The organism is Burkholderia sp. AU39826, assembly GCF_020419965.1.
Lineage (GTDB): Bacteria > Pseudomonadota > Gammaproteobacteria > Burkholderiales > Burkholderiaceae > Burkholderia > Burkholderia semiarida.
Genome location: NZ_JAIZQG010000017.1, coordinates 54,778 through 77,663, shown reverse-complemented (window position 1 = coordinate 77,663; position 22,886 = coordinate 54,778). Strand labels below are relative to the sequence as shown.

At 68.3% G+C, this 22,886-nt stretch carries 22 protein-coding genes; 13 read left to right on the top strand and 9 right to left on the bottom strand.

The window, feature by feature from the left end; translation table 11 throughout:
• Positions 1 to 29 precede the first annotated feature (29 nt).
• Positions 30 to 275: a DUF1272 domain-containing protein gene (locus tag LGM42_RS24550; protein WP_059578642.1), complete on the top strand. Its 246-nt coding sequence runs from the start codon at positions 30 to 32 to the stop codon at positions 273 to 275.
• 34 nt (positions 276 to 309) lie between these two features.
• Here the strand turns inward: LGM42_RS24550 and LGM42_RS24545 are convergent, their stop codons facing one another.
• A complete protein-coding gene (locus LGM42_RS24545) occupies positions 310 to 993 on the bottom strand; it encodes a FadR/GntR family transcriptional regulator (protein WP_226233497.1) in 684 nt (227 codons plus the stop codon).
• A 146-nt stretch (positions 994 to 1,139) separates the two neighbouring features.
• Between LGM42_RS24545 and dgoD the strand changes: the two genes are divergently transcribed.
• Complete coding sequence (gene dgoD, locus LGM42_RS24540) at positions 1,140 to 2,288, top strand: galactonate dehydratase (protein WP_059643016.1); 1,149 nt, start codon at positions 1,140 to 1,142, stop codon at positions 2,286 to 2,288.
• 135 nt (positions 2,289 to 2,423) lie between these two features.
• Here the strand turns inward: dgoD and LGM42_RS24535 are convergent, their stop codons facing one another.
• On the bottom strand, positions 2,424 to 3,356 hold the full coding sequence (locus tag LGM42_RS24535) for a CopD family protein (protein ID WP_226233469.1): 933 nt from the start codon (positions 3,354 to 3,356) through the stop codon (positions 2,424 to 2,426).
• Positions 3,357 to 3,734: 378 nt separating this feature from the next.
• Here LGM42_RS24535 and LGM42_RS24530 point away from each other — a divergent pair, with 378 nt between their 5' ends.
• The 3 genes from LGM42_RS24530 (at position 3,735) to LGM42_RS24520 (ending at position 7,394) form a co-directional block, all read left to right on the top strand.
• Positions 3,735 to 4,499 carry a c-type cytochrome gene (locus LGM42_RS24530; RefSeq protein WP_006477898.1) on the top strand — a complete coding sequence of 255 codons (765 nt, stop codon included), beginning with the start codon at positions 3,735 to 3,737 and terminating at the stop codon, positions 4,497 to 4,499.
• A 19-nt stretch (positions 4,500 to 4,518) separates the two neighbouring features.
• Positions 4,519 to 5,817: a c-type cytochrome gene (locus LGM42_RS24525; protein WP_059578646.1), complete on the top strand. Its 1,299-nt coding sequence runs from the start codon at positions 4,519 to 4,521 to the stop codon at positions 5,815 to 5,817.
• 137 nt (positions 5,818 to 5,954) lie between these two features.
• Complete coding sequence (locus LGM42_RS24520) at positions 5,955 to 7,394, top strand: DEAD/DEAH box helicase (protein ID WP_059578649.1); 1,440 nt, start codon at positions 5,955 to 5,957, stop codon at positions 7,392 to 7,394.
• Here the strand turns inward: LGM42_RS24520 and LGM42_RS24515 are convergent.
• The 3 genes from LGM42_RS24515 to LGM42_RS24505 all read right to left on the bottom strand — a co-directional run bounded on the left by LGM42_RS24515 (position 7,388) and on the right by LGM42_RS24505 (position 10,759).
• The gene (locus LGM42_RS24515; protein ID WP_059578652.1) at positions 7,388 to 7,894 is read right to left on the bottom strand and encodes a hypothetical protein; all 507 of its coding nucleotides are present in this window, start codon (positions 7,892 to 7,894) and stop codon (positions 7,388 to 7,390) included. The genes LGM42_RS24520 and LGM42_RS24515 overlap by 7 nt on opposite strands.
• A gap of 70 nt (positions 7,895 to 7,964) precedes the next feature.
• A complete protein-coding gene (locus LGM42_RS24510; RefSeq protein ID WP_011546143.1) occupies positions 7,965 to 8,792 on the bottom strand; it encodes a ferritin-like domain-containing protein in 828 nt (275 codons plus the stop codon).
• Between the two features lie 326 nt (positions 8,793 to 9,118).
• On the bottom strand, positions 9,119 to 10,759 hold the full coding sequence (locus LGM42_RS24505) for a gamma-glutamyltransferase family protein (protein WP_226233467.1): 1,641 nt from the start codon (positions 10,757 to 10,759) through the stop codon (positions 9,119 to 9,121).
• A gap of 213 nt (positions 10,760 to 10,972) precedes the next feature.
• On the opposite strand from LGM42_RS24505, the gene LGM42_RS24500 reads away from it, so the two are divergent.
• Together LGM42_RS24500 and LGM42_RS24495 are read left to right on the top strand one after the other, a co-directional pair.
• The gene (locus LGM42_RS24500) at positions 10,973 to 11,752 is read left to right on the top strand and encodes a DeoR/GlpR family DNA-binding transcription regulator (RefSeq protein ID WP_034208319.1); all 780 of its coding nucleotides are present in this window, start codon (positions 10,973 to 10,975) and stop codon (positions 11,750 to 11,752) included.
• Between the two features lie 301 nt (positions 11,753 to 12,053).
• Positions 12,054 to 12,251, top strand: coding sequence for a hypothetical protein (locus LGM42_RS24495; protein ID WP_006477892.1), 198 nt, complete (start codon positions 12,054 to 12,056; stop codon positions 12,249 to 12,251).
• A 90-nt stretch (positions 12,252 to 12,341) separates the two neighbouring features.
• Here LGM42_RS24495 and LGM42_RS24490 read toward each other — a convergent pair whose 3' ends face one another.
• Complete coding sequence (locus LGM42_RS24490; protein WP_226233465.1) at positions 12,342 to 12,710, bottom strand: hypothetical protein; 369 nt, start codon at positions 12,708 to 12,710, stop codon at positions 12,342 to 12,344.
• A gap of 162 nt (positions 12,711 to 12,872) precedes the next feature.
• Here LGM42_RS24490 and glpD point away from each other — a divergent pair, with 162 nt between their 5' ends.
• The 3 genes from glpD (at position 12,873) to LGM42_RS24475 (ending at position 16,807) form a co-directional block, all read left to right on the top strand.
• A complete protein-coding gene (glpD, locus tag LGM42_RS24485; RefSeq protein WP_059643008.1) occupies positions 12,873 to 14,396 on the top strand; it encodes a glycerol-3-phosphate dehydrogenase in 1,524 nt (507 codons plus the stop codon).
• Positions 14,397 to 14,506: 110 nt separating this feature from the next.
• Complete coding sequence (gene glpK / locus LGM42_RS24480) at positions 14,507 to 16,009, top strand: glycerol kinase GlpK (RefSeq protein ID WP_059578659.1); 1,503 nt, start codon at positions 14,507 to 14,509, stop codon at positions 16,007 to 16,009.
• Between the two features lie 81 nt (positions 16,010 to 16,090).
• Complete coding sequence (locus LGM42_RS24475; RefSeq protein WP_011546148.1) at positions 16,091 to 16,807, top strand: MIP/aquaporin family protein; 717 nt, start codon at positions 16,091 to 16,093, stop codon at positions 16,805 to 16,807.
• A 42-nt stretch (positions 16,808 to 16,849) separates the two neighbouring features.
• Here the strand turns inward: LGM42_RS24475 and LGM42_RS24470 are convergent, their stop codons facing one another.
• Genes LGM42_RS24470 through LGM42_RS24460 form a run of 3 tightly spaced genes read right to left on the bottom strand, consistent with a single transcriptional unit; the run spans position 16,850 to position 19,550 of the window.
• Complete coding sequence (locus LGM42_RS24470; RefSeq protein ID WP_226233463.1) at positions 16,850 to 18,118, bottom strand: NAD(P)/FAD-dependent oxidoreductase; 1,269 nt, start codon at positions 18,116 to 18,118, stop codon at positions 16,850 to 16,852.
• A gap of 4 nt (positions 18,119 to 18,122) precedes the next feature.
• A complete protein-coding gene (locus LGM42_RS24465; RefSeq protein ID WP_059578663.1) occupies positions 18,123 to 18,431 on the bottom strand; it encodes a non-heme iron oxygenase ferredoxin subunit in 309 nt (102 codons plus the stop codon).
• A 36-nt stretch (positions 18,432 to 18,467) separates the two neighbouring features.
• Positions 18,468 to 19,550, bottom strand: coding sequence for a fatty acid desaturase family protein (locus tag LGM42_RS24460; protein WP_059578664.1), 1,083 nt, complete (start codon positions 19,548 to 19,550; stop codon positions 18,468 to 18,470).
• Between the two features lie 170 nt (positions 19,551 to 19,720).
• Here LGM42_RS24460 and LGM42_RS24455 point away from each other — a divergent pair, with 170 nt between their 5' ends.
• The 3 genes from LGM42_RS24455 to LGM42_RS24445 all read left to right on the top strand — a co-directional run bounded on the left by LGM42_RS24455 (position 19,721) and on the right by LGM42_RS24445 (position 22,826).
• Positions 19,721 to 20,785, top strand: a complete 1,065-nt coding sequence (locus LGM42_RS24455; protein ID WP_226233461.1) for a LacI family DNA-binding transcriptional regulator — start codon at positions 19,721 to 19,723, stop codon at positions 20,783 to 20,785.
• Between the two features lie 168 nt (positions 20,786 to 20,953).
• A complete protein-coding gene (locus LGM42_RS24450; protein ID WP_226233459.1) occupies positions 20,954 to 21,961 on the top strand; it encodes a xylose isomerase in 1,008 nt (335 codons plus the stop codon).
• Positions 21,962 to 21,998: 37 nt separating this feature from the next.
• Positions 21,999 to 22,826 carry a TIM barrel protein gene (locus LGM42_RS24445; protein ID WP_226233458.1) on the top strand — a complete coding sequence of 276 codons (828 nt, stop codon included), beginning with the start codon at positions 21,999 to 22,001 and terminating at the stop codon, positions 22,824 to 22,826.
• Positions 22,827 to 22,886: the final 60 nt, after the last annotated feature.

Here is a 22,886-nt window from a genome sequence, read left to right as displayed (position 1 = left end):
GCGCCCCCTCACCCGTCAAGGAGACCGTCATGCTTGAACTGCGCCCCGGCTGCGAATGTTGCGACAAGGATCTGCCGCCGGATTCGACGGACGCGCGCATCTGTACGTTCGAATGTACTTTTTGCGCGACGTGCGCCGACGACGTGCTCAAAGGCCAGTGCCCGAACTGCGGCGGCGACCTGGTCGCGCGGCCGCGGCGGCCAGCGAGCCTGCTCGCGAAGTACCCGCCGTCGACGGAACGCATCCACAAGCCGGGCGGCTGCGCGAACGCCTGACGGCACCGCAACGGCACCGCCCGCCCCGCTTCCGTCACGACATCTCGATCCGCGCACGCGTCACCGCGAGCAGCGTCGCCATCGCGCGGCGCGCGCCGTTCTCGTCGCGCACGCGGATCGCGTCGCTGACGGCCGTATGCTCGGCCAGCGACGCGTTGTACACGTCCGCCCGGCGCGCATTCAATTGCAGTTGCGCCTCGAGCGTGCGATCGATCAGCGCGCCGAGCGGCACCAGCAGCTCGTTGCCGCCGGCCTCCAGCACGCTCAGGTGAAAGCGCAGATCGGCGCGGACCCATTCGTCGACGTTGCGCGCGGCGGCCATCGCGCGCGCCGCGCCCTCGATCGCGTCGAACGCGTCGGGCGTATGCGCGCGGGCGGCGAGCGCGGCCGCGTACGGCTCGATCATCTCGCGCATTTCCTGCAGCTTCAGCGCGAACGCGAGCGGCGGCGCGACGCGCGCATACCAGTCGAGCAGGTCGGCGTCGAGCAGGTTCCACGCCTGGCGCGGCCGCACGCGCGTGCCGACCTTCGGCCGCGATTCGACGAGCCCCTTCGACGTCAGCGTGCGCAGCGCCTCGCGCATCACCGTGCGGCTCACGCCGTACATCTCCATCAGGTCGGGTTCCCTCGGCAGCAGCGATTCGGGCGGATAGTCGCCGCGCAGGATCGCCGTCGCGAGCCGGAAAGCCGTCTGTCCATGCAGGTCGCGTTGAATGATCGTTCTCCGTCGGGCGGGCTGCCCACTATCTGCACATTAATGCTATTAATACTATTTTTTATTCGACTACGCTAGGATAACCGCGAAAGCACGGATCGTGCGCCGCGCCCGAACGGTCGCGCCGGTCAATCATGGAGACTCGCATCGTGAAAATCACCCGCCTCGAAACCTTCGTCGTCCCGCCGCGCTGGCTGTTCCTCAAGATCGAAACCGACGAGGGTATCGTCGGCTGGGGCGAGCCGGTCGTCGAAGGCCGCGCGCACACGGTCGAGGCCGCCGTGCAGGAACTGGCCGACTACCTCGTCGGGCGCGACCCGCTCCTGATCGAGGATCACTGGCAGGTGATGTACCGCGCGGGCTTCTACCGCGGCGGCCCGATCATGATGAGCGCGATCGCGGGCGTCGACCAGGCGCTGTGGGACATCAAGGGCAAGCATCACGGCGTGCCGGTGCACGCGTTGCTCGGCGGCCAGGTGCGCGAGCGCATCAAGGTGTATTCGTGGATCGGCGGCGACCGGCCGAGCGACGTCGCGAACAATGCGCGCGCGGTCGTCGAGCGCGGCTTCAAGGCCGTGAAGATGAACGGCTCCGAGGAGCTGCAGATCGTCGACACCTACGACAAGGTCGAGCAGGTGATCGCGAACGTCGCGGCGGTGCGCGACGCGGTCGGTCCGCACGTCGGGATCGGCGTGGACTTCCACGGCCGCGTGCACAAGCCGATGGCGAAGGTGCTCGCGAAGGAACTCGATCCGTACAAGCTGATGTTCATCGAGGAGCCGGTGCTGTCGGAGAACGCCGAGGCGCTGCGCGACATCGTCAACCAGACCAACACGCCGATCGCGCTCGGCGAGCGGCTGTACTCGCGCTGGGACTTCAAGCACATCCTCGCGGGCGGCTACGTCGACATCATCCAGCCGGACGCGTCGCACGCGGGCGGCATCACCGAGTGCCGCAAGATCGCGACGCTCGCGGAAAGCTACGACGTGGCGCTCGCGCTGCACTGCCCGCTCGGGCCGATCGCGCTCGCCGCGTGCCTGCAGCTCGACGCGGTCAGCTACAACGCGTTCATCCAGGAACAGAGCCTCGGCATCCACTACAACCAGGGCAACGACCTGCTCGACTACCTGCGCAACCCCGAAGTGTTCCGCTACGAGGACGGCTTCGTCGCGATCCCGCAGGGCCCGGGGCTCGGCATCGACGTGAACGAGGAGAAGGTGCGCGAGATGGCGAAGACGGGCCATCGCTGGCGCAACCCGGTGTGGCGCCACGCGGACGGCAGCGTCGCCGAGTGGTGACGAACGCGTGAGATAAGAGCGACGCACGCGTGCCGCGCCACGCGTTCGACACGGCCGCCCCGACAAGGCGGCCGTTCTTGCATCCGCGCCACGCGCGCGGCGCGCGCGGGCGCCCGGCGCCGCGCCGTCCGGCCGTCAGCCGAGCGCCGCGAAGCCCGGTACGCTGAACGACAGCACGGCCGCCGCGACGAACACGCCGATCATCGTCATCCCCTCGAGATGCAGGATGTTGCGGAACGTGTGCGCGTCCTCGGTCGACGCGGTGCGGCGCAGGCGCGGCAGCGCCGAGAAGCGGTTGAGCCCGCCGAGCACGAGCGCGAGCGCGACGAGCAGCAGCTTCAGCAGCAACACGCGGCCCCACGTGCTGCCGTCGAGCGGCGCGAGCGAGCCGCCGAGCCCGCGGATCGCGTTGAGCGCGCCGGTGCCGAGCACGAAGACGACCGCGACGATCGACGTGCGCGACAAGTGCTGGCCGATGCGGATCAGCGCGCCGCGCGCGACCGACGTCCCGAGCGCCGGCAACACCGCGAGCCCGCCCGCGAGCACGAGGCCGCCCCATACGGCGGTGGCCAGCAGGTGCAGCGTCTGCACGCCGACCGCCGCGGACAGCACGCCGCTGTCGGCCGCATGGCCGAGCGACGCCTTGCCGGCCGCCACCACGATCACGGCGAACCACAGCACCGCATGCGCGAGCGGGCCATCCGGCTTCGCGAGCGCGACGATCGCGAGCAGCACCGCGCCGGCGAACGCGACGCTCCATGCGAAGCCCGTGTGCGTCTGCATCAGCACGACGGGAATCGCGGCGAACGCGCCGCCGAGCCCCGCGCCGCTCATCGCCGCGGCCTCGTACACGAGCCAGCCGAGATCGGCGAGCACCAGCGCCAGCGCGGCCGCCGCCAGCGAATGTTGCGCGCGCAGCCATGCCGGGTGCGACGGCGCGATGACCGGCCGCGCGCCGTCCTTGCCGAGCCACGCCTTGAGCAGCGCCGAGCCGACCGCCATCGCGAACGCCGCATCCATCAGCGCCGCGAGCGCGACCTGGCCGATCCACAAGCTGTCGAACTTCATCGCGCGCACCCTCCCGCAAGCGGCAGGCCGGCAGCGCGGCGGCAACGGGACGGACAGCGTGAGGCAGGCAACGGCACGGTAGAAAACGTCATCGATGAATCCGGAAACGGGAGAAATGACTGGGTCAGCGGCGGAGGCGGCGCCGCGCGACCCGCGAGTGTACGGTCTTCGAGGGTGAAAGCGCACGCCGGTTCACTCGACCGTCGCGCAATGCGCGTCAAATTGTCGCAAGTCGCAAACGGACAGGAACCGATGTCCTTTCGTCAAATAGCCGTCATTACCCATCGATGATAGAATGCCGCGTCGCAGCAGCCCGGCTGTCCTGCCGTCCATGCGCCGAGCCGATCGTAGCCCGGACAAGGTCCCCGACGAATAATCATGGAGTCTCGTGTGTCTTCAAGACGCCTCTTCCGTCCGCTGCTCGCCGTTCTGATGATCGGCGGCGCGGGCCTTATGAGCGCTGCCCAAGCGCAGACCAAGCCCACGGAGCAAGCGCACGCCCAGCAGGCGCCGCTCAAGGCACCCGATACCATGGCCGAGCGCGTGCGCGGCTGTACCGCATGCCACGGCGTCCACGGCCAGGGCACGGACAACGACTATTTCCCGCGTCTTGCTGGCAAGCCGGCCGAGTACCTGTACAACCAGCTCGTCAACTTCCGCGACGGCCGGCGCAAGTACCCGCCGATGAACTATCTGCTGACGTACCTGAACGACGACTACCTGCGCGAAATCGCCGAGCACTTCTCGGCCGAGCGTCCGCCGTACCCGACGCCGGCGAAGCCGACGCTGCCGGCCGCGACGCTCGCACGCGGCAAGCAGCTCGTCACGCAGGGCGACCCGGCCCGCAAGCTGCCGGCCTGCGTGGCCTGCCACGGTGCGGGGCTGACCGGCATGCAGCCGGCGATCCCGGGCCTCGTCGGCCTGCACGCCGATTACCTGAGCGCCCAGCTCGGCGCATGGCGCTCGGGCAACCGCCACGCGAAGGCGCCCGATTGCATGCACGACATCGCCGCGAAGCTTTCCGACGAAGACGTGACGGCCGTGACCGCATGGCTCGCCGCGCAACCGGCGCCCGCCAACCCCGTGCCGGCCCCGGCGCGTTCGATGAAGACTCCGCTCGCCTGCGGCAGCGAACCGCAATAAGGCAAGGGAGACAGACACAATGAAACGCAAGTCCCTGTTTGCACTCTCGGCCGTCGCGATCGTCGCGGCTGCCGCCCTCGTGCCGGTCCTGTGGCCGGGCAACGACACGCTGCACGGCGCTGCCGCCGTCGCGGCCACGCCGGCCGACCAGGCCGCGCTGATCAAGAAGGGCGAATACCTCGCGCGCGTCGGCGACTGTATCGCGTGCCACACGGTGCGCGGCGGCAAGTCGTTCGCGGGCGGCCTGCCGATGGCGACGCCGTTCGGCACGATGTACACGCCGAACATCACGCCGGACGACCAGAACGGTATCGGCAAGTGGACGTCGGACGACTTCTATCGCGCGATGCACACGGGTCGCTCGAAGGACGGCAGCCTGCTGTACCCGGGCTTCCCGTTCGCGAGCTACACGAAGGTCACGCGCGCCGATTCGGACGCGATCTACGCGTACCTGCGTTCGGTCCCGCCGGTGTCGGTGCCGAGCCGTCCGCACGAACTGAAGTTCCCGTTCAACAACCGCAACCTGCTGATCGGCTGGCGCACGCTGTTCTTCAAGGAAGGCGAGTACAAGCCGGATCCGACGAAGTCCGTCGAATGGAACCGCGGCGCGTATCTCGTCGAAGGCCTCGGCCACTGCTCGATGTGCCACACGTCGATCAACATGATGGGCGGCCCGGTGAACTCGTCGGCGTTCGCCGGCGGCCTGATCCCGCTGCAGAACTGGTATGCGCCGTCGCTGACGAACGACAAGGAACTCGGCCTCGGCGACTGGCACGTGCAGGAGCTGTCCGACCTGCTGCAGGCCGGCGTGTCGCAGAAGGGCGCGGTATTCGGGCCGATGGCGGACGTGGTCCACAACAGCCTGCAGTACATGACCGACGAAGATACGCGCGCGATGTCGACGTACCTGAAGTCGATCCCGCAGAAGGCTGAAGCGCCGAAGAACATGCAGTACGAGCCGTCGAAGCAGTTCGGCAACGCGCTGTTCGAACAGGGCAAGAAGATCTACGCGGACAACTGCGCGACCTGCCACGCCGAAAACGGCGCGGGCAAGCCGCCGGCCTATCCGCCGCTCGCGGGCAACCACTCGATCATGATGGAATCGGCCGTCAACCCGATCCGCATGGTGCTGAATGGCGGCTACCCGCCGAGCACGTTCAAGAATCCGCGTCCGTACGGGATGCCGCCCTTCGCGCAGTCGCTGTCGAACCAGGAAGTCGCGGCGGTTGTCACGTATATCCGGATGTCATGGGGTAACAACGGTACGCCGATCTCGCCGCAACAGGTGAGCGATCTGCGTTCCGCGCCGCTCGACTAAGAAGCGGCGCACACAAACGGGGCGCGGCTGCGGGAAACCGCGGCCGCGCCCTTTTGCTTTTTGGCTGTTTTGCGATGCAGGTTTGCCGCGCGGGCCGCGCGATGCATCGCCGATCATAAAACTCAAGAGTGGTATCTATGTCTTTCGAATCTCTCGGCCTGGCCGAACCGCTGGTCAAGGCGGTCAACGAGCTCGGCTACACGTCGCCGACTCCGATCCAGCAGCAGGCCATTCCGGCCGTCCTCGGCGGCGGCGACCTGCTCGCCGGCGCGCAAACCGGCACCGGCAAGACCGCCGGCTTCACGCTGCCGATCCTGCAACGCCTGCACACGTTCTACGCCGAGCACCGCGGCGCGAAGCGCGCGGTGCGCGCGCTGATCCTCACGCCGACGCGCGAACTCGCCGCCCAGGTCGAGGAAAGCGTGCGCGCGTACAGCAAGTACCTGAAGCTGCGCTCGACCGTGATGTTCGGCGGCGTCAGCATCAATCCGCAGATCGATGCGCTCAAGCGCGGCGTCGACATCGTCGTCGCGACGCCGGGGCGCCTGCTCGACCACATGCAGCAGAAGACCATCGACCTGTCGGATCTCGACATCCTCGTGCTCGACGAAGCCGACCGGATGCTCGACATGGGCTTCATCCACGACATCAAGCGCGTGCTCGCGAAGCTGCCGCCGCAGCGCCAGAACCTGCTGTTCTCGGCCACCTTCTCCGATGAAATCAAGGCGCTCGCCGACAGCCTGCTCGACTCGCCCGCGCTGATCGAGGTCGCCCGCCGCAACACGACCGCCGAGAGCGTCGCGCAGAAGATCCACCCGGTCGACCGCGACCGCAAGCGCGAACTGCTCACGCACCTGATCCGCGAACACAACTGGTTCCAGGTGCTCGTGTTCACGCGCACCAAGCACGGCGCGAACCGGCTTGCCGAGCAGTTGACGAAGGACGGCATCAGCGCGATGGCGATCCACGGCAACAAGAGCCAGTCGGCGCGTACGCGCGCGCTGGCCGAGTTCAAGAACAGCACGCTGCAGGTGCTCGTCGCGACCGATATCGCCGCGCGCGGGATCGACATCGACCAGTTGCCGCACGTCGTCAACTTCGATCTGCCGAACGTGCCGGAAGACTACGTGCACCGGATCGGCCGCACGGGCCGCGCGGGCGCGACCGGCGAAGCCGTGTCGCTCGTGTGCGTCGACGAGAAGCAGTTGCTGCGCGACATCGAGCGGCTGATCAAGCGCGAGATTCCGCAGGAAGTGATCGCGGGCTTCGAACCCGATCCGAACGCGAAACCGGAGCCGATCCAGCAGCGCCGCGGCCAGCAGCAGCCGCGTGGCGGTGGCGGCGGCAATCGTCAGCCGCGTGCCGGCGGCTCAGGCCAGCCGGCCGCGAAGCGCGACGGCAACGCGCAACCGAAGGCCGCGCAGCAGAAGGCCGCGAAGCCGCGCACGCAAGGCGGGGCCGGCGGCAATGGCGGCGGACGTCCGGCAGGCGGCGGCAACGGCGCGCGCCCGGCAAGCGGCAACGCCGCGCATCCGAACCGCAACCGTTCGTCGCGCAGCGGCCAGCGCGGTCACTGAAGCCGCGCGGCCGCGCGCCGCAGGTGCTCGATCTGGCGTCGCCAGCGTGCGAGCACCGCGGCGCGCTCCCCTTCCAGCGTGAACGTGACGCCTGTCGCGAGACGCGCATAGCCGACCCGCTGCGCATCGCCGTGCGCGATCGTCGCGGCGAATCCGGCCAGGCCGCCGAAGTCTCCTTCGAGCGGCGCCATCTCCAGTTGCGCCTGAAAGAACGCGCCGTCCGCGACGAGCGTCAACGCGGCCGTGCGCCGCTGCGCGATCGCGCGCGCCGCCCGCGACTGCGGCCAGAGCGCGATCAGCAGCGTGCGTGCATCGTGTGCATAGATCTCGCCGACGCCGAGGAGCGTCGTGCGCAACTGGCCGTCGTCGGTCGCGACGATCAGCGACGCGGCGAGGTCGGCATGACGCTCGAGCGCGGTGCCGTCGAACAGCGACACGACGGCGGGCGGCCACGCGTCGAACGTCCATTGTTCGAGCGCGTGGCGATGGGTATCGGTCATGATGGCGTGGCCCGGGCGCGAATCGGATGAGAATGCACCAGCATACGCGCGACGGGCCGTGCCGCGGCGATCAGCGCAGGAAAACGTGCCGCGTGATCTTCGTGAGCGGATAGTGGACGCCCGGCTGGATCTTCGCGGGCAGGTCGAGCGGCTTGAGCAGCATCTTCACGCACATGTCGGCCGACAGGTTGCGCCGGACGAGCGAATTGATGCGTGCGGCGCGCTCGCGGTTGTATTGGCTGTCGCCGACGCGATCCGGATAGCGGATCGCGAACACGTGGCGCAGCGCGATCTCGGAATCCTCGTTCTTGATTTCCATCACGCGGCGCGCCAGCGCCCCGAGGACCGCGAGCCGGCCGTTGCCTTCGACCTGGTTGTACTTCTTGAAGAACTTGAAGAAGTGCTTGTAGTGACGCACTTCGTCCGTGCGGATGTTGTCGGTGATTTCCTTCAGCACCGGCTCGTCCGAGCATTCGTTGATCGCGCGATAGAGCGTGGCCGTGCCCGTCTCGACGACGCAGCGTGCGACCATTTCGAGCGCGCGGGTTTTTTCGAACGCCTCGACCGAGCAGGTCTTCGAATACTCGGCGAAGAAATTCGCGAAGGCCGTATCCCAGTCGAACTCGGGCCACACGTGCGCGATATACGCCTTCAGCGCGCGGCCGTGCTGCAATTCTTCGGGCTCCCATGCATTGTTGAGCCATGCGGAGACTTCCGGATCGTCATTGAAGAATTCGCTCAGATTGCTCGTATAGAGATCCGAGCCGCTTTCGATGAACGACGACGCGCACAGCAGCAGCAGCAAATCCTCGTTCGCAGCGGCACGCTGACGATCGATCCGGTTCAGGTCGATGTCCTCGATACGCCACGGCATCACATGCGTCGTTTTGGTGTCCATGGTGGTGCGCTCCCAGTCGTCGCGCGGAGGCCGGCCCATGCCTGGGGCACAGGCGCCAGCCGATCCGCGGCGGCGTTTTACTTGCGTTTATAGTGAGTCGGTCCGGCCGAACCATTCTGGCATCTTAGCCGGACTTTCATGTTCGTGCTCCAAAGCACTGACCATACCCGACAGGCGCAGTTCCACGGCGTCCGTTGCCGTTCGTTAGATGAGACCTTCAAACCGGTTGCGCGCGTTCGATGGACATGCGCCGCGCCAAATGAAACGGGCGGCCGCCGGGCCGCCCGTGATGCCGGGAAACTGCAAGGAAAGCTGGAAGCGATCCGTCAGAAACCGGCCGCCAGCCCGTCGCGCCGGCTGTCGCTCGCGGCCACGTAGCCGCGCTCCGGATCGTCGGGATCGAGGCGCCAGACGAACTGCCCCGAACCGAAATCCATGTACGGATCGTCGATCGACTTGATCGTATGGCCGCGGGCGGCCAGCCCGTCGACGGTCGCGCGGTTCATCGTCGCCTCGACGTCGAGCGTGAAGTCGCGGTTGACCTTCCAGCGCGGCGCGCAACATGCGGCCTGCGGCTGCTGGCCATAGCCGAGCATTCGCACGACGGTCTGCAGATGGCCTTGCGGCTGCATGTCGCCGCCCATCACGCCGAAGCTCATCACGGCCTCGGTGCGGCCGTTGGCCTGCTCGGTGACGAACGCCGGGATGATCGTGTGGAACGGCCGCTTGCCGCCCGCGACGACGTTCGGCGAAGCCGGGTCCATCGAGAAGCCGTGCCCGCGGTTCTGCAGCGCAATGCCCGTACCGGGCACGACGAGCCCCGAGCCGAAGCCCATGTAGTTCGACTGGATGAAGCTCACCATCATCCCGCGCTCGTCGGCCGCCGACAGGTAGATCGTGCCGCCCGAATGCGGGCGGCCGGCGGCGAAGTGCGTCGCGCGCGCGCGATCGATCAGTTTCGCGCGTTCGGCGAGATAGGCGTCGTCGAGCATCTGTTCGGGCGTGACGTCCATCGCGCGTGGATCGGCGACGTAGCGATAGACATCGGCGAACGCGAGCTTCATCGCCTCGATCTGCAGGTGCTGCGAATCGACCGAGTCGACCGGCCATTCGGTCACGCCCGCGTGCTCGGCGATGCCGAGCGCGATCAGCGCGGCGATGCCCTGTCCGTTCGGCGGAATCTCGTGAATCGTGTGGGGGCCGAAGCGCTTGCCGATCGGCTCGACCCATTCCGGCCGGTACGCGCGCAGGTCGGCTTCGGTCAGCGCCCCGCCGCCCTCGCGCGCGAACGCGGCGAGACGCTCGGCGAGCGCGCCTTCGTAGAACGCCCGGGCGCCTTCCGTCGCGAGCGTGCGCAGCGTCTGCGCATGACCGGGCAGGCATACGCGTTCGCCGACGAGCGGCGCGCGGCCGCGCGGCATGAAGGTGTCCGCGAAACCCGGCAGGCCCCGCAGTTCGGGAACGGCCGCCGCCCACTTGTGCGCGACGATCGGTGGCACCGAATAGCCGCGCTCCGCGATCTCGATCGCCGGCTCGAGCAGGTCCGCGAACGGCAGCGAACCGAACTTTGCGTGCAGCGCTTCCCAGCCCGCGATCACGCCCGGCACGGTGACGGTGTCCCAGCCGCGCGTCGGCTTGTTCGCGATGCCGCGCGCGTCCTCGCCGTGGCGCTGGCGGAAGTAGTCGACGTTCCATGCGGCCGGCGCGACGCCCGATGCATTGAGTCCCGACAGTCGTTCGCCGTCCCACACGAGCGCGAACGCATCGCCGCCGAGCCCGCACGACACCGGCTCGACGACGGTGATCGCGGCGGCCGCGGCCAGCGCCGCGTCCACCGCGTTACCGCCCTTCCACAGCATCCGCAACCCGGCCTGCGCGGCCAGCGGGTGCGACGTCGACACGACGTTGCGCGCGAACACCGGGATGCGGGTTGTCGGATACGGGTTGTGCCAGTTGAAGTCAGTCATCGATGCCACCTTGTCGAAAACGGGATGAACGCGCGCCCGCACGTGCGGGCCATCCGCCATTGCAGCGCGATCGGCACGATCGCACAAATTCATTTGTCACATGAATCCATGTCATTTCCGCATGAATCATGCACACCGACGCCCGGCAGGCCGGCCGAACGCCGTTGCCGCCCTTACAATACCCGCTCCGTCTCACGACACGACCATCGAGCCATGACCCGAGATCCCCGCCTCACCCTCAACGCGCGCCAGCAGGAATTGCTCGAATGGGTGCAGCGCGACGGCTTCGTGACCGTCGACGATCTCGCCGCGCACTTCGCGGTGACGCCGCAGACGATCCGCCGCGACGTGAACTGGCTCGCCGACCTGAACCTGCTGCGCCGCTACCACGGCGGCGCGAGCCTGCCGACCAGTTCGGAGAACGTGTCGTACACGGCGCGCCAGCGGATGTTCCACGACGAGAAGCGGCGCATCGCGGCGCTCGCGGCGTCGCACATCCCCGACCAGGCGTCGCTGTTCATCAATCTCGGCACGACGACCGAGGAAGTCGCGCGCGCGCTGAACCGCCATCACGGGCTGCACGTGATCACCAACAACCTGAACGTCGCGTCGATGATGAGTGGCTACCCCGACTGCGAAGTGCTGATCACGGGCGGCATCGTGCGGCCGTGGGACAAGGGCATCGTCGGCGAGCTCGCGATCGACTTCATCCGCCAGTTCAAGGTCGACTACGCGATCATCGGCACGTCGGCGATCGAGGCCGACGGCACGCTGCGCGATTTCGACACGCGAGAGGTGCGCGTCGCCGAGGCGATCATGCAGCATGCGCGCACGGTCTACCTCGTGACCGACCATTCGAAGGTCGGCCGCCCGGCGCTGGTGCGCCAGGGCCATCTGAGCCAGGTGCACGCGCTCTTCACCGACAAGCCGCTGCCGCCCGACATGGCCGACACGGTCGCCGCCGCCGGCACCCAGGTGTACGTCGCGGAATGACGATCGCGATGCTGCACCGCACCTGAAACTTCAAGTGAAATCAAGAAGTTGGCGCCGCGCGCGAACCGCTTGTGGCATGCGTTTCTGTCAAACGGAAAATTAACGGGGCGCGATTTGTCGTTGCCCGCGCGCTCGACTAGACTCCAGTTCCCCGGCCCGTTCGCCGATCCGCCTGTGCCAGGGCGGTGCGAATCGCAGGCCGGCGAATGCAGCTTTTCCCCCCAAGCCATACCCTCGCGGGGTATCGCGCGGCGGCGTATACGCCGGCCGCGCGGGCAGTCCGATTGCCATGGAGAGAACGATGCTGAGTCCGCATGAATTCGCCACGCTCTTGCTTGTAAAGGACGCGCCTGATCAGCGCGACATGGATCGGGATGAACTGGACATCCTGCTCGAACAACAACTCGTCCGCCTGGAAGGGCTCGGCTCGGGGCGCAAATACTGCGTGACCGAGACCGGCGACGCCGCGCTGCGATCCATCAAGTACCGCTATTCGTAAGCCCGCTGTTCCCGACCTCACCTGATCGCGCGGCCGGATTCCGGCCGCGCGGTCGTTCTGCCTCCCGCCTGCCCGTCGCCGCCGCCGGCTTCAGCCGCCGCGCAGCGTCGGATCGACCGCCGCCCGCCAGCTGATGGCCTGCGCGCGTGCGCCGTTGAAATACGCGATCCAGCCGGCGCGTGCCGCCGCGTCGGGCGCCGCATAGTGGGTCGAAAGTTCGTTTACGAACGCACAATAGTTCGCTTCGCTCAGCCCGCGATACCGTTTCGCGACGTACGCGTCGTACAGCGTCGAGTACACCGGCTGCGCGTCCGCGCCCCAGTCGCGCGCCGCGCCGCCGCACGACGTCTGCAGGTCGACGAACGACGGCGCCCGCCAGTTGCCCGCGAGCGGCGGCGTCCCCGCGCCGCATCCCGCCAGAAGGACGGCGCACACGCCGGCCCACATCCCAATACGCATGATTCACCTCGCGAAACGGTCGATTCCGTCAGTATCGTCCGGGATCGCGTCGCACGCTACTGGCCCCGCTTTTTCGAACTTTACTTTTTCGATTTCGTTCGTTAAATTTCGAATTCGAACATTTCGTGTTCACCCCATTTCAACAGACGATAAGGACAGCAGGTGACCCAACCGAATCGCTACGATCTGCTCGTCGTCGGCGGCGGCATCAACGGCGCGGGGATCGCGCGCGATGCGGCCGGCCGCGGCCTGTCGGTCATGCTCTGCGAACAGGACGACCTCGCGTCGCACACGTCGTCGTCCAGCACCAAGCTGATTCACGGCGGCCTGCGTTACCTCGAGTACAACGAGTTCGGGCTGGTGCGCAAGGCGCTGCAGGAGCGCGAGACGCTGCTGCGCGCGGCGCCGCACATCATGTGGCCGCTGCGCTTCGTGATGCCGCACATGCCGAACCTGCGCCCGGCGTGGCTGATCCGCATCGGCCTGTTCCTCTACGATCACCTCGCGAAACGCGAACTGCTGCCCGGCTCGCGCGGCATCGACATGCGCCGCCATGCGGCCGGCGCGCCGCTGATCGACTCGATCAAGCGCGGCTTCGTGTATTCCGACGGCTGGGTCGACGACGCGCGCCTCGTCGTGCTGAACGCGATGGATGCGAAGGAGCGCGGCGCCGAGATCCTGACGCGCACGAAGCTCGTTTCCGCCGAGCGCCGCGGCGACGAGTGGGAAGCGCGGCTGCAGCACGCCGACGGCTCGATCCGCGTCGTGCATGCGCGCGCGATCGCGAACGCGGCCGGCCCGTGGGTCGGCGACGTGCTGCACGGCGCGCTCGGCCGCGGCGCGCATCACAGCGTGCGGCTCGTGAAGGGCAGCCACATCATCACGCGCCGCCTGTTCGATCACGATCACGCGTACATCTTCCAGAACCCGGACAAGCGGATCATCTTCGCGATTCCGTACGAGCACGATTTCACGCTGATCGGCACGACCGACGTCGAGTACACGAACGATCCCGCGAAGGTCGCGATCGATCGCGACGAGACGCAGTATCTGTGCGATTCGATCAACCGCTACTTCAAGCGCAAGATCTCGCCGGCCGACGTGCACTGGACCTATTCGGGCGTGCGTCCGCTGCTGGAGGACGAGAACGCGGCGAACGCGTCGGCCGTCACGCGCGACTATCGCCTCGAACTCGACGACGGCGCGGGCGCCCCGCTGCTGTCGGTGTTCGGCGGCAAGATCACGACGTTCCGCAAGCTCGCGGAAGAAGCCGGCGACATGCTGTGCCGCGCGCTCGGCCGCGACGCGAAGCGCTGGACGGCCGGCGTCGCGCTGCCGGGCGGCGACATCGCGGACGCGAAGTTCGACGTGTTCGCCGGCGCGTTCGCGAAACGTCACCCGTGGCTGCCCGCCGCGCTCGCGCGCCGCTATGCGCGTGCGTACGGCACGCGTGCGGAACGCGTGGTGGAAGGCGCGAAGTCGCTCGCCGATCTCGGCGCCGAAATCGCGCCGGGCATCCACGACGCCGAGCTGCGCTACCTGCGCGACGCCGAATGGGCGACCTGCGCGCAGGACGTGCTGTGGCGCCGCTCGAAGCTCGGCCTGCATGTCGCGCCCGGCACGCTCGATGCCGTGACCGCCGCGGTCGACGCGTGGTTCGCCGCCGCGCATGCGCCGCACGCGTGACTCGAACGCAAATTGCAGTTGCAGTTGCCTGACCGACGTTGATTCACCGACGCGCCGCCCCATGCGGCGCGCATCACAACTAAGCCAATCCACGGATGGAGATGAGAGACATGCAGGACCAGTACATCCTCGCGCTTGACCAGGGCACCACGAGTTCCCGCGCGATGCTGTTCGATCGCCAGGGCAATATCGTATCAATCGCCCAGAAGGAATTCGAACAGATCTACCCGCAACCCGGCTGGGTCGAGCACGACCCGCAGGAAATCTGGTCGACGCAAGCCGGCGTCGCCGCGGAAGCCGTCACGCGCACGGGCCTGAACGGCACGTCGATCGCGGCGATCGGCATCACCAACCAGCGCGAAACGACGATCGTCTGGGATCGCGAGACGGGCCAGCCCGTCTACAACGCGATCGTGTGGCAGGATCGCCGTACCGCCGACTTCTGCGACTCGCTGAAAAAGCAGGGCCTCGAAGCGAAGGTGCGCGCGAAGACCGGCCTGCCGATCGACTCGTACTTCTCCGCGACGAAGATCCGCTGGATCCTCGACAACGTGCCGGGCGCGCGCGACAAGGCGCGCCAGGGCAAGCTCGCGTTCGGCACCGTCGACAGCTGGCTCGTGTGGAACTTCACGAAGCATGAGCTGCACGTGACCGACGTGACCAACGCGTCGCGCACGATGCTGTTCAACATCCATACGCGCGAGTGGGACAACGAGCTGCTCGAACTGCTCGACATCCCGCGCAGCATGCTGCCGGAAGTGAAGGCGTCGTCGGAGATCTACGGCCACACGAAGACCACCGTGTTCGCATCGAAGATCCCGCTCGCGGGCATCGCCGGCGACCAGCACGCGGCGCTGTTCGGCCAGATGTGCACGACGTCGGGCATGGTGAAGAACACCTACGGCACCGGCTGCTTCCTGATGATGAACACCGGCGACAAGCCGATCGAGTCGAAGAACAACCTCGTCACGACGATCGCGTGGCAGATCGGCGACGACGTGCAGTACGCGCTCGAAGGCAGCATCTTCATCGCGGGCGCGGTCGTGCAGTGGCTGCGCGACGGGGTCGGCCTCATCAAGACGGCCGCGGAAATCGAAGCGCTCGCCGCCAGCGTGCCGCATACCGACGGCGTGTATCTCGTACCTGCGTTCGCCGGCCTCGGCGCGCCGCACTGGAACGCGCGGGCGCGCGGCTCCGTGTTCGGCGTCACGCGCGGCACGAGCGCCGCCCATCTCGCCCGCGCGGCGCTCGATGCGATCGCGTACCAGTCGCTCGACGTGCTGGCCGCAATGGAAGCCGATTCCGGCATCAGCATCGGCGAGCTGCGCGTGGACGGCGGCGCGAGCGCGAACGATCTGCTGATGCAGTTCCAGGCCGACCTGCTCGGCGTCGACGCGGTGCGTCCGCAGATCACCGAGACGACCGCGCTCGGCGCGGCCTACCTCGCGGGCCTCGCGATCGGCTACTGGAAGAACCTCGACGAAGTACGCGACCAGTGGCAGCTCGATCGCCGCTTCGCCCCGTCGATGCCGAAGGAGCAGGTCGAGCAGCGCATGGCCGGCTGGCAGCGTGCGGTACGCGCCGCGAAGGCATGGGCCGACGACGCCCAGTAACCCGAATCAATCCAGACGAAATACAACAACACCGGCGGACCGCGCGATGCGCGAGTCCGCCGTGACATACGAGAGACAACCATGTCACCTTATATTGCGGAATTCATCGGCACGGCGATCCTCGTGCTGCTCGGCAACGGCGCGGTCGCGAACGTGCTGCTTGCCAAGACCAAGGGCAAAGGCGCGGACCTGATCGTGATCGTGATGGGCTGGGCGATGGCGGTATTCGTCGCGGTCTACGTGACCGCGTCGTTCAGCGGCGCGCACCTGAACCCGATCGTCACGATCAGCCTCGCGCTCGCGGGCAAGTTCGCATGGTCGAAAGTGGGCGGCTACGTGCTCGCGCAGATGCTCGGCGGGATGGCGGGCGCGCTGCTCGTGTGGCTCGCGTATCGCCAGCACTTCGCGAAGGAAGCCGATGCGGACCTGAAGCTCGCGGTGTTCTGCACGGCGCCCGCGATCCGCAGCACCACGCACAACGTGCTGACCGAAGCGATCTGCACGTTCGTGCTGATCCTCGGCGTGCTGTATCTCGCGTCGCCGCAGGTCGGCCTCGGCGCACTCGACGCGCTGCCCGTCGGCCTGCTGGTGCTCGGCATCGGCATCTCGCTCGGCGGCCCGACCGGCTATGCGATGAGCCCCGCGCGCGACCTGTCGCCGCGCATCATGCATGCGCTGCTGCCGATTCCCGGCAAGCGCGACAGCGACTGGCGCTATGCCTGGGTGCCCGTCGTCGGCCCGCTGCTCGGCGGCGCCGCGGCAGCCGGGCTGTATCTGCGCCTGCACGCGATGGCCTGATCGCGGTTTGAACGAAGCGCGCGGCGTTCACTGCCGCGCGCTTCACGCCGCTCCTTTCTTCTGCCGGTCATTCACGGCCGTCACCAGCGATTTCAGCTTCACCGCGACGTCCGCGACCGCAGCTGGCGTCACGTCGATCCCGCGCTCGACCAGCATCCTCGCCACGCGCATTTCCTTCACGAATCCCGCTGCACGGCCGAAGCCGCTCGCCGCGACGAGCCGCGCGAGCGCATCGAAATGGAAATGGATTTCCGCATCGTCGCCGAGTACGCGCGCGACCGACTGCACGCCGAGCGCCGGCTCCCCGGCCACCTGCAACTGCGCATCGTATTGATCGGACCAGAACCACGGTATGTCGCGATACGGTGCGCCCGCGCCGAGCATGTTGCGGGCGGCGACGTGCGCCTGCGTCTCGGCGCCATGCCACGTCTCCTGCCGAACCAGCCGCCCCGATAACGCGCTCGGAAACACCGCGACGTCGCCGGCAGCGTAGATGCCGCGCGCCGACGTCTCGAGCTGCGCGTTCACGACGATCCCGCGCTCGACCGCGAGGCCCGCGTCGCGCGCCAGCGCGTCGGCCGGTTCGATGCCGATGCCGGTCACGACCGTGTCGGCAAGCAACGCGTCGCCGTCGTCGAGCAAGACGGCCAGCGCACCGCCCGAGGTCCGCTCGATCGCAACGGGCGTGCGGTTCAGACGGATCGCCACGCCGCGCTCGTCGTGAAGCGCATGCACGCGCGTCGCGATGGCTTCCGGCACTGCCCGGCCGAGCAGCCGTGGCGCCGCATCGAGCACGGTCACGCGGCAGCCGCGCTGCCGCGCCGACGCCGCGACTTCGAGTCCGATGAAGCCGCCGCCGACCAGCACGATCCGTGCGTCGGGCAAGAGCCGCGCGCCCAGCGCCGCCGCATCGTCGAGCGTACGCAACGCGACCACGCCGTCGAGCGCCGCGCCCGGAATGGCCAGACGGCGCGCGCGGCCGCCGGTGGCCAGCAGCAGCGCATCGTAGCCGAACCCATGCCCGCCCGACACGTGCACTTCGCGTGCATGCGGGTCGATGCGCTCGACGGTCGCGACGACCCGCTCGATGCGGTCGGCCGCCCACGCCTCGGCATCGCGCAACCGGCATTGCGCCGCGCTACGGTCGCCCGTCAGCACGCCCTTCGACAACGGCGGCCGCTCGTACGGCGGGTGCGGCTCCGCGCCGATCAGCACGATGCGCCCGCGCCAGCCGGACGCGCGCAGCACCTGCGCCGCGCGGCCGCCCGCATGGCCCGCGCCGACGATCGCCATTACCCGGTCGTGGCTCATCGCGTCACACCTCGATCAGGATGCGACCGTCTTCGATCTTCGCGCGGTACGTGCGCAGCTTCTCGCACGCGGGCGCGGACAGCGGCCGGCCGTCGCGTACGTCGAAGCGACCGTTGTGCTTCGGGCATTCGATCACGTGATCCATCACGAACCCGTCCGCGAGATGTACGTGCTCGTGCGTGCACAGGCCGTCGCTCGCGTATACCTGGCCGTCGATCCGGTAGATCGCGTACGTGCGGCCTGCGTGATCGAAGCGCGCGACGTCTTCGTCGTCGATGTCGTCGAGCGCGCCGGTGTCGATCCATTGCGTCATGGGGTGTGTCTCCTTCGTCGGGATGGTCGGTAGCTGTCATGCACGCGCGGCATCGGGCACCGGCCGCACGACGTAATCGGACGGATCGCGCGTCTGCCGGACCAGCGCCGGCACGATCTCCGCATACGCGGCGAGCGTGCTGCGGTACGGCGGCGGCATGTCGGCCTTCACGGCTTCGTGCAGCTTCGGCAGCGCATGGAACGGCACCATCGGGAACATGTGGTGCTCGACGTGATAGTTCATGTTCCAGTACAGGAAGCGGAACACCGGGTTCATCATCACGGTGCGGCAGTTGCGCCGGTGATCGAGTACGTTCTCCGGCATGCCCGCGTGCTGCGTGAGGCCGAAATACAGGTACAGCCATGCGCCGTAGAGGCTCGGCAGCCCGATGTAGAGCAGCGGCAGGATCGTGTGCCAGTACATCGCGGCGCCCGTCACGAGCGCGTAGATCGCGAGATGGATGCGCGACTCGCGCACGACCTTCGGCCATTCCGATTCAGGCACGTAGGTGCGCTCCTCGTCGTCGAGCCGGCCGGTGGCCGACGCCGCGATCATCTTGCGCAACTCGCCGGCCACGTGCTTCAGCGCGACGACGTTCAGCACGAGCGCGAGCCAGTCGGTCGGCTTCGGCGCGGCGATTTCCGGATCGCGCCCGACGACCAGCGTATCGGTGTGATGGCGCGCATGACTCCAGCGCCACGCGGTTGCGCGGCGGAACACCTGGAACGATGCGAGCTGGTACAGCGCGTCGTTCATCCAGCGCGTGCGGAACGCGGTGCCGTGCCCGCATTCGTGCCAGCGCGAATCGGCCGGGCTGCAGTAAAGGGTGCCGTACACGAAGAACGCCGGGATCGCCCATGCCGAATGCGCGTGCCACGCCAGCCACGCGAGCGCGCCGCTGATCGCGATCGCCGCGTACCAGATCAGCGTGTCGCGAATCGCACGCGCGTCGCCACGCTGCATCAACTGCTTCATCAGCGGCCGCGGCACCGCGCACCGGTACCACGCGGCGTTGACGAGCCCGGCCGCGTGCGCGCGCTCGCCCGCGCCGCCGATCATTCGGTATTCCTGACGGCGCGCCGCGTTGCGCTTGCGTGCCGGGTCGTCGGTAGGGGCCACGTCTGTCTCCTGGGGTTCTCGTGCGATGCAAGCGCGACACGCGCTGCCATGGAGTCAAAATTAGGCGCCCGGCTTCCGCTGCTCAATCGAAACGTTGACGAAATTTCGCCATCGCTTTAGCGTTCGGCAACGCCACGCGATCGATGGCGCCTATCACGATGGAGACGACCATGGCAGGAGAATCCGAGCCGCGCTGGCGCAAGCGCACCGCGCGCTTCGACGAGATCGCGGCGCTCGCCGGCGTCAGCACGACGACCGTCGACCGCGTGCTGAACGAGCGCGGCAGCGTCTCCGCGCAGGCGCGCGAACGCGTGGTGGCGGCCGCGCGGCAGCTCGGCGTGCCGCGGCAGCTGCCCGACACGCGGCACGGGCTGATCCACGTCGACGTACTGCTGCCGGACACCGACGCGCCGTTCTTCCGGCGGTTGCAGCAAGCGCTGCAGCGCTCGCTGCAGATGCTCGACCGGCGCGTGGTCGTGCACCGGACGATCCTACCCGCCGCGGACGACGCGCGCGCCGCCGCGCTGATCGAACGGCCCGCGTACCGGCGCGCGGCGCTGATCGTCACCGCGCACGACACGGCCCGCATGCGCGACGCGCTGGCCGCCGCGATCGCGCGGGGCGAGACCGTCGTCACGATGGTCACCGACATCGGCGGCATCGACCGCGCGCACTTCGCCGGCATCGACAACTATCGCGCCGGGCGCACGGCCGGCTACTACATCGGCCGTCTCGCGGCGCGCCCCGGCCGCGTGCTGCTGCTCGGCGGCCGCATGGGCTACCGCGCCCACGCCGACCGGATGGCCGGCTGCCGCGACCAGCTCGCCGACGCGTTCGCCGCCGTGCGCTGCGACGACGCGCCGGTCGAGACGCTCGACCAGGACGACCGCTGCTACCGCGCGGTGTCGAAGGCGCTGCAGGCGCACGACGACGTGGTCGCGATCTACAACAGCGGCGCCGGGTCGGCCGGGATCGAGGCGGCGCTGCGCCGGGCCGGCGCGATCGGGCGCGTCGTATGGATCGGCCACGAGATGATCGATCTGCACCGCACGTTCATCGAAGCCGGCGCGATGGATCTCGCGATCGACCAGGATCCGGACGGTCAGGCGATTTCCGCGCTGCAGCACGTGCTGCATGCATGCGGCATCGTCGAACAGCCGCCGCCGGACGACCCCGTCGAATTCCGCGTGTTCTGCCTGGCGAACGTGAGGACGAGCGCGTACCTGCAGCCGTGAACCCGCCGCGCGGCATGCGGCTGCGGCATGCGGCGTGCGGCCCGGCGCGTGCATGCGTCGAAAAAATCGATCGCCGCATTGGCGATTTTTCGTCAACGTTTGTCATGCAGCCCGCGCCGCGCGTCCGTACATTGGCAGCCATCCACGAACAACGACGGACAGGAGACGATGGCTGAACCGATCCTCATCGGCGTGAATTTCGACGGCGTGCTCGAACACGACGGGCTGCCGCCGCCCACGCCCGCCGAGCGCTTCCGGATGGTCGCCGCCGCCGGCGTGTTCGACTACGTCGAAAAGAACCCGGTGCGCGGCGAGGACCTGTCGCCGTATTTCGCGCTGGTCGAGCGCCACGCGCTGCCGATTCGCGTGATCGGCGGCATCTGGTGCGCGGGCCGCGACGAAGCGCATGTCGCCGAGATCGTCGCGGCGGGCGCGCGGTTCGGCAGCACGGTGCTCAACTGTCAGCTGTTCGCGCATCACGCGGACGGCCATCCGCTGTCGGATCGCGAAGTCGCCGATTTCTACCTGCGCGCCTATGCATGGGGCGAACCGTCCGGCTGCCTGCCGAGCCTCGAAGTGCACGTCGACATGTGGAGCGAGGATTTCGCGCGGGTTGCACGCGTCGCGCGGCATGTCGAGCAGGCGGGCGCGCCGTTCCGTATCACGCTCGATCATTCGCACCTGCTGTTCAAGATCGGCAATCGCGCCGAACTCGACGCATCGGGCCTGCACGAATCGGCCGACGGCGGCCGCGCGATGCTCGACCCCGCATCGCCCGCCGCGATCTACGCCGACTGGATCGCGCGCGGCTGGGTCCGGCATGCGCATGCGCGCAGCGTCGTGCCGAACAACCCGGACAATCGCTGGATGCGCCGCGCGGACGGCCGGCCCGGACGCGGCATCCAGTACCCGTTCGTCGCGCCGCCGCCGGGCGCGTACCACGACGAATGGCGTGCCGAGTCGCTCGATCCATGGAAAGCCGCGCTGCGTCAGTTGCTGCAGGCGCGGGTGCAGGCCCATGCGCAAGCGACACCGCTCGAGCAGATCAGTTGCGAATTCATCCCGTTTCCCGACTACGGCGGCGGCGCACGCTATTCGATCTTCGACAACAACGTCGCGTGCGCGCACTGGCTGCGCGACACGTGGCACGCACTCGCCGCGCGCGCCGGCGCCTGATCCGGACCCGCCCCACTCAAGCCCCAAGGACAGCACGATGACGCAAGCCTTGCACTTTTCGCTGAACCGGATGAGCGCGCCGCGCTTGCCGCTCGACCGCTACGTCGCGCTGTGCCGGCGCCTCGGCGTCGACACGATCGAGATCCGCAACGATCTCGACGGCGTCGAACTCGCCGACGGCACGCCGGCCGCCGCCGTCCGCGCGACGGCCGAAGCCGGCGGCGTGACGATCCTGACGATCAACGCACTGCAGCGCTTCGAGCAGTGGAATGCCGAGCGCGCCGACGAGGCGACCGTGCTGGCCGACTATGCGGCGCAATGCGGCGCGCAGGCGCTGGTGCTGTGCCCGACCAACAGCCGCGCCGACACGCGCGGCGAGCACGCCCGCCACGCGGATCTCGTCACGGCGCTCAAGGCATTGAAGCCGATCCTCGAAGCCCGCGGCCTGCTCGGCTTCATCGAGCCGCTCGGCTTCGAGGAATGCGCGCTGCGCCGCAAGTCGGACGCGGTGAAGGGCATCTACGCGGCGGCGGGCGAGCCGGTGTTCCGGCTCGTGCACGACACGTTCCACCATCACCTCGCCGGCGAGGACATCTTCTTCCCGAATCTCACGGGCCTCGTGCACCTCTCGGGCGTCGAGGAAGCCGACCTGCCGGTCGAGCGGATGCGCGACGGCCACCGCGTGCTGGTCGGCCACGCGGACCGGCTCGGCAACGTCCGGCAACTGCGCGAGCTGCTCGCGCGCGGCTACCGCGGTGCGTTGTCGTTCGAGCCGTTCGCGAACGAGATCGCCGAAGCCGACGACATCGAGGACCGGCTGCGGGCAAGCATCGATTACGTGCGCGGCAAGCTGGCGGATCGCTGAGCGGGCCGTCGCGACGGCGTGCGGCCCACGCCGGTCGCGCATCGGCAAGACAAGAAAATC

Bases quoted from the DNA above. Each gene is read 5' to 3' on its own strand.
- LGM42_RS24505 (WP_226233467.1), bottom strand. From the start codon at position 10,759: ATGACTGACTTCAACTGGCACAACCCGTATCCGACAACCCGCATCCCG.
- LGM42_RS24465 (WP_059578663.1), bottom strand. From the start codon at position 18,431: ATGACGCAATGGATCGACACCGGCGCGCTCGACGACATCGACGACGAA.
- LGM42_RS24475 (WP_011546148.1), top strand. From the start codon at position 16,091: ATGTCACCTTATATTGCGGAATTCATCGGCACGGCGATCCTCGTGCTG.
- LGM42_RS24495 (WP_006477892.1), top strand. From the start codon at position 12,054: ATGCTGAGTCCGCATGAATTCGCCACGCTCTTGCTTGTAAAGGACGCG.
- LGM42_RS24520 (WP_059578649.1), top strand. From the start codon at position 5,955: ATGTCTTTCGAATCTCTCGGCCTGGCCGAACCGCTGGTCAAGGCGGTC.
- LGM42_RS24530 (WP_006477898.1), top strand. From the start codon at position 3,735: ATGGAGTCTCGTGTGTCTTCAAGACGCCTCTTCCGTCCGCTGCTCGCC.
- LGM42_RS24470 (WP_226233463.1), bottom strand. From the start codon at position 18,118: ATGAGCCACGACCGGGTAATGGCGATCGTCGGCGCGGGCCATGCGGGC.
- LGM42_RS24515 (WP_059578652.1), bottom strand. From the start codon at position 7,894: ATGACCGATACCCATCGCCACGCGCTCGAACAATGGACGTTCGACGCG.
- LGM42_RS24500 (WP_034208319.1), top strand. From the start codon at position 10,973: ATGACCCGAGATCCCCGCCTCACCCTCAACGCGCGCCAGCAGGAATTG.
- LGM42_RS24455 (WP_226233461.1), top strand. From the start codon at position 19,721: ATGGCAGGAGAATCCGAGCCGCGCTGGCGCAAGCGCACCGCGCGCTTC.
- LGM42_RS24535 (WP_226233469.1), bottom strand. From the start codon at position 3,356: ATGAAGTTCGACAGCTTGTGGATCGGCCAGGTCGCGCTCGCGGCGCTG.
- LGM42_RS24445 (WP_226233458.1), top strand. From the start codon at position 21,999: ATGACGCAAGCCTTGCACTTTTCGCTGAACCGGATGAGCGCGCCGCGC.
- LGM42_RS24490 (WP_226233465.1), bottom strand. From the start codon at position 12,710: ATGCGTATTGGGATGTGGGCCGGCGTGTGCGCCGTCCTTCTGGCGGGA.
- glpK (WP_059578659.1), top strand. From the start codon at position 14,507: ATGCAGGACCAGTACATCCTCGCGCTTGACCAGGGCACCACGAGTTCC.
- LGM42_RS24450 (WP_226233459.1), top strand. From the start codon at position 20,954: ATGGCTGAACCGATCCTCATCGGCGTGAATTTCGACGGCGTGCTCGAA.
- LGM42_RS24550 (WP_059578642.1), top strand. From the start codon at position 30: ATGCTTGAACTGCGCCCCGGCTGCGAATGTTGCGACAAGGATCTGCCG.
- LGM42_RS24510 (WP_011546143.1), bottom strand. From the start codon at position 8,792: ATGGACACCAAAACGACGCATGTGATGCCGTGGCGTATCGAGGACATC.
- LGM42_RS24525 (WP_059578646.1), top strand. From the start codon at position 4,519: ATGAAACGCAAGTCCCTGTTTGCACTCTCGGCCGTCGCGATCGTCGCG.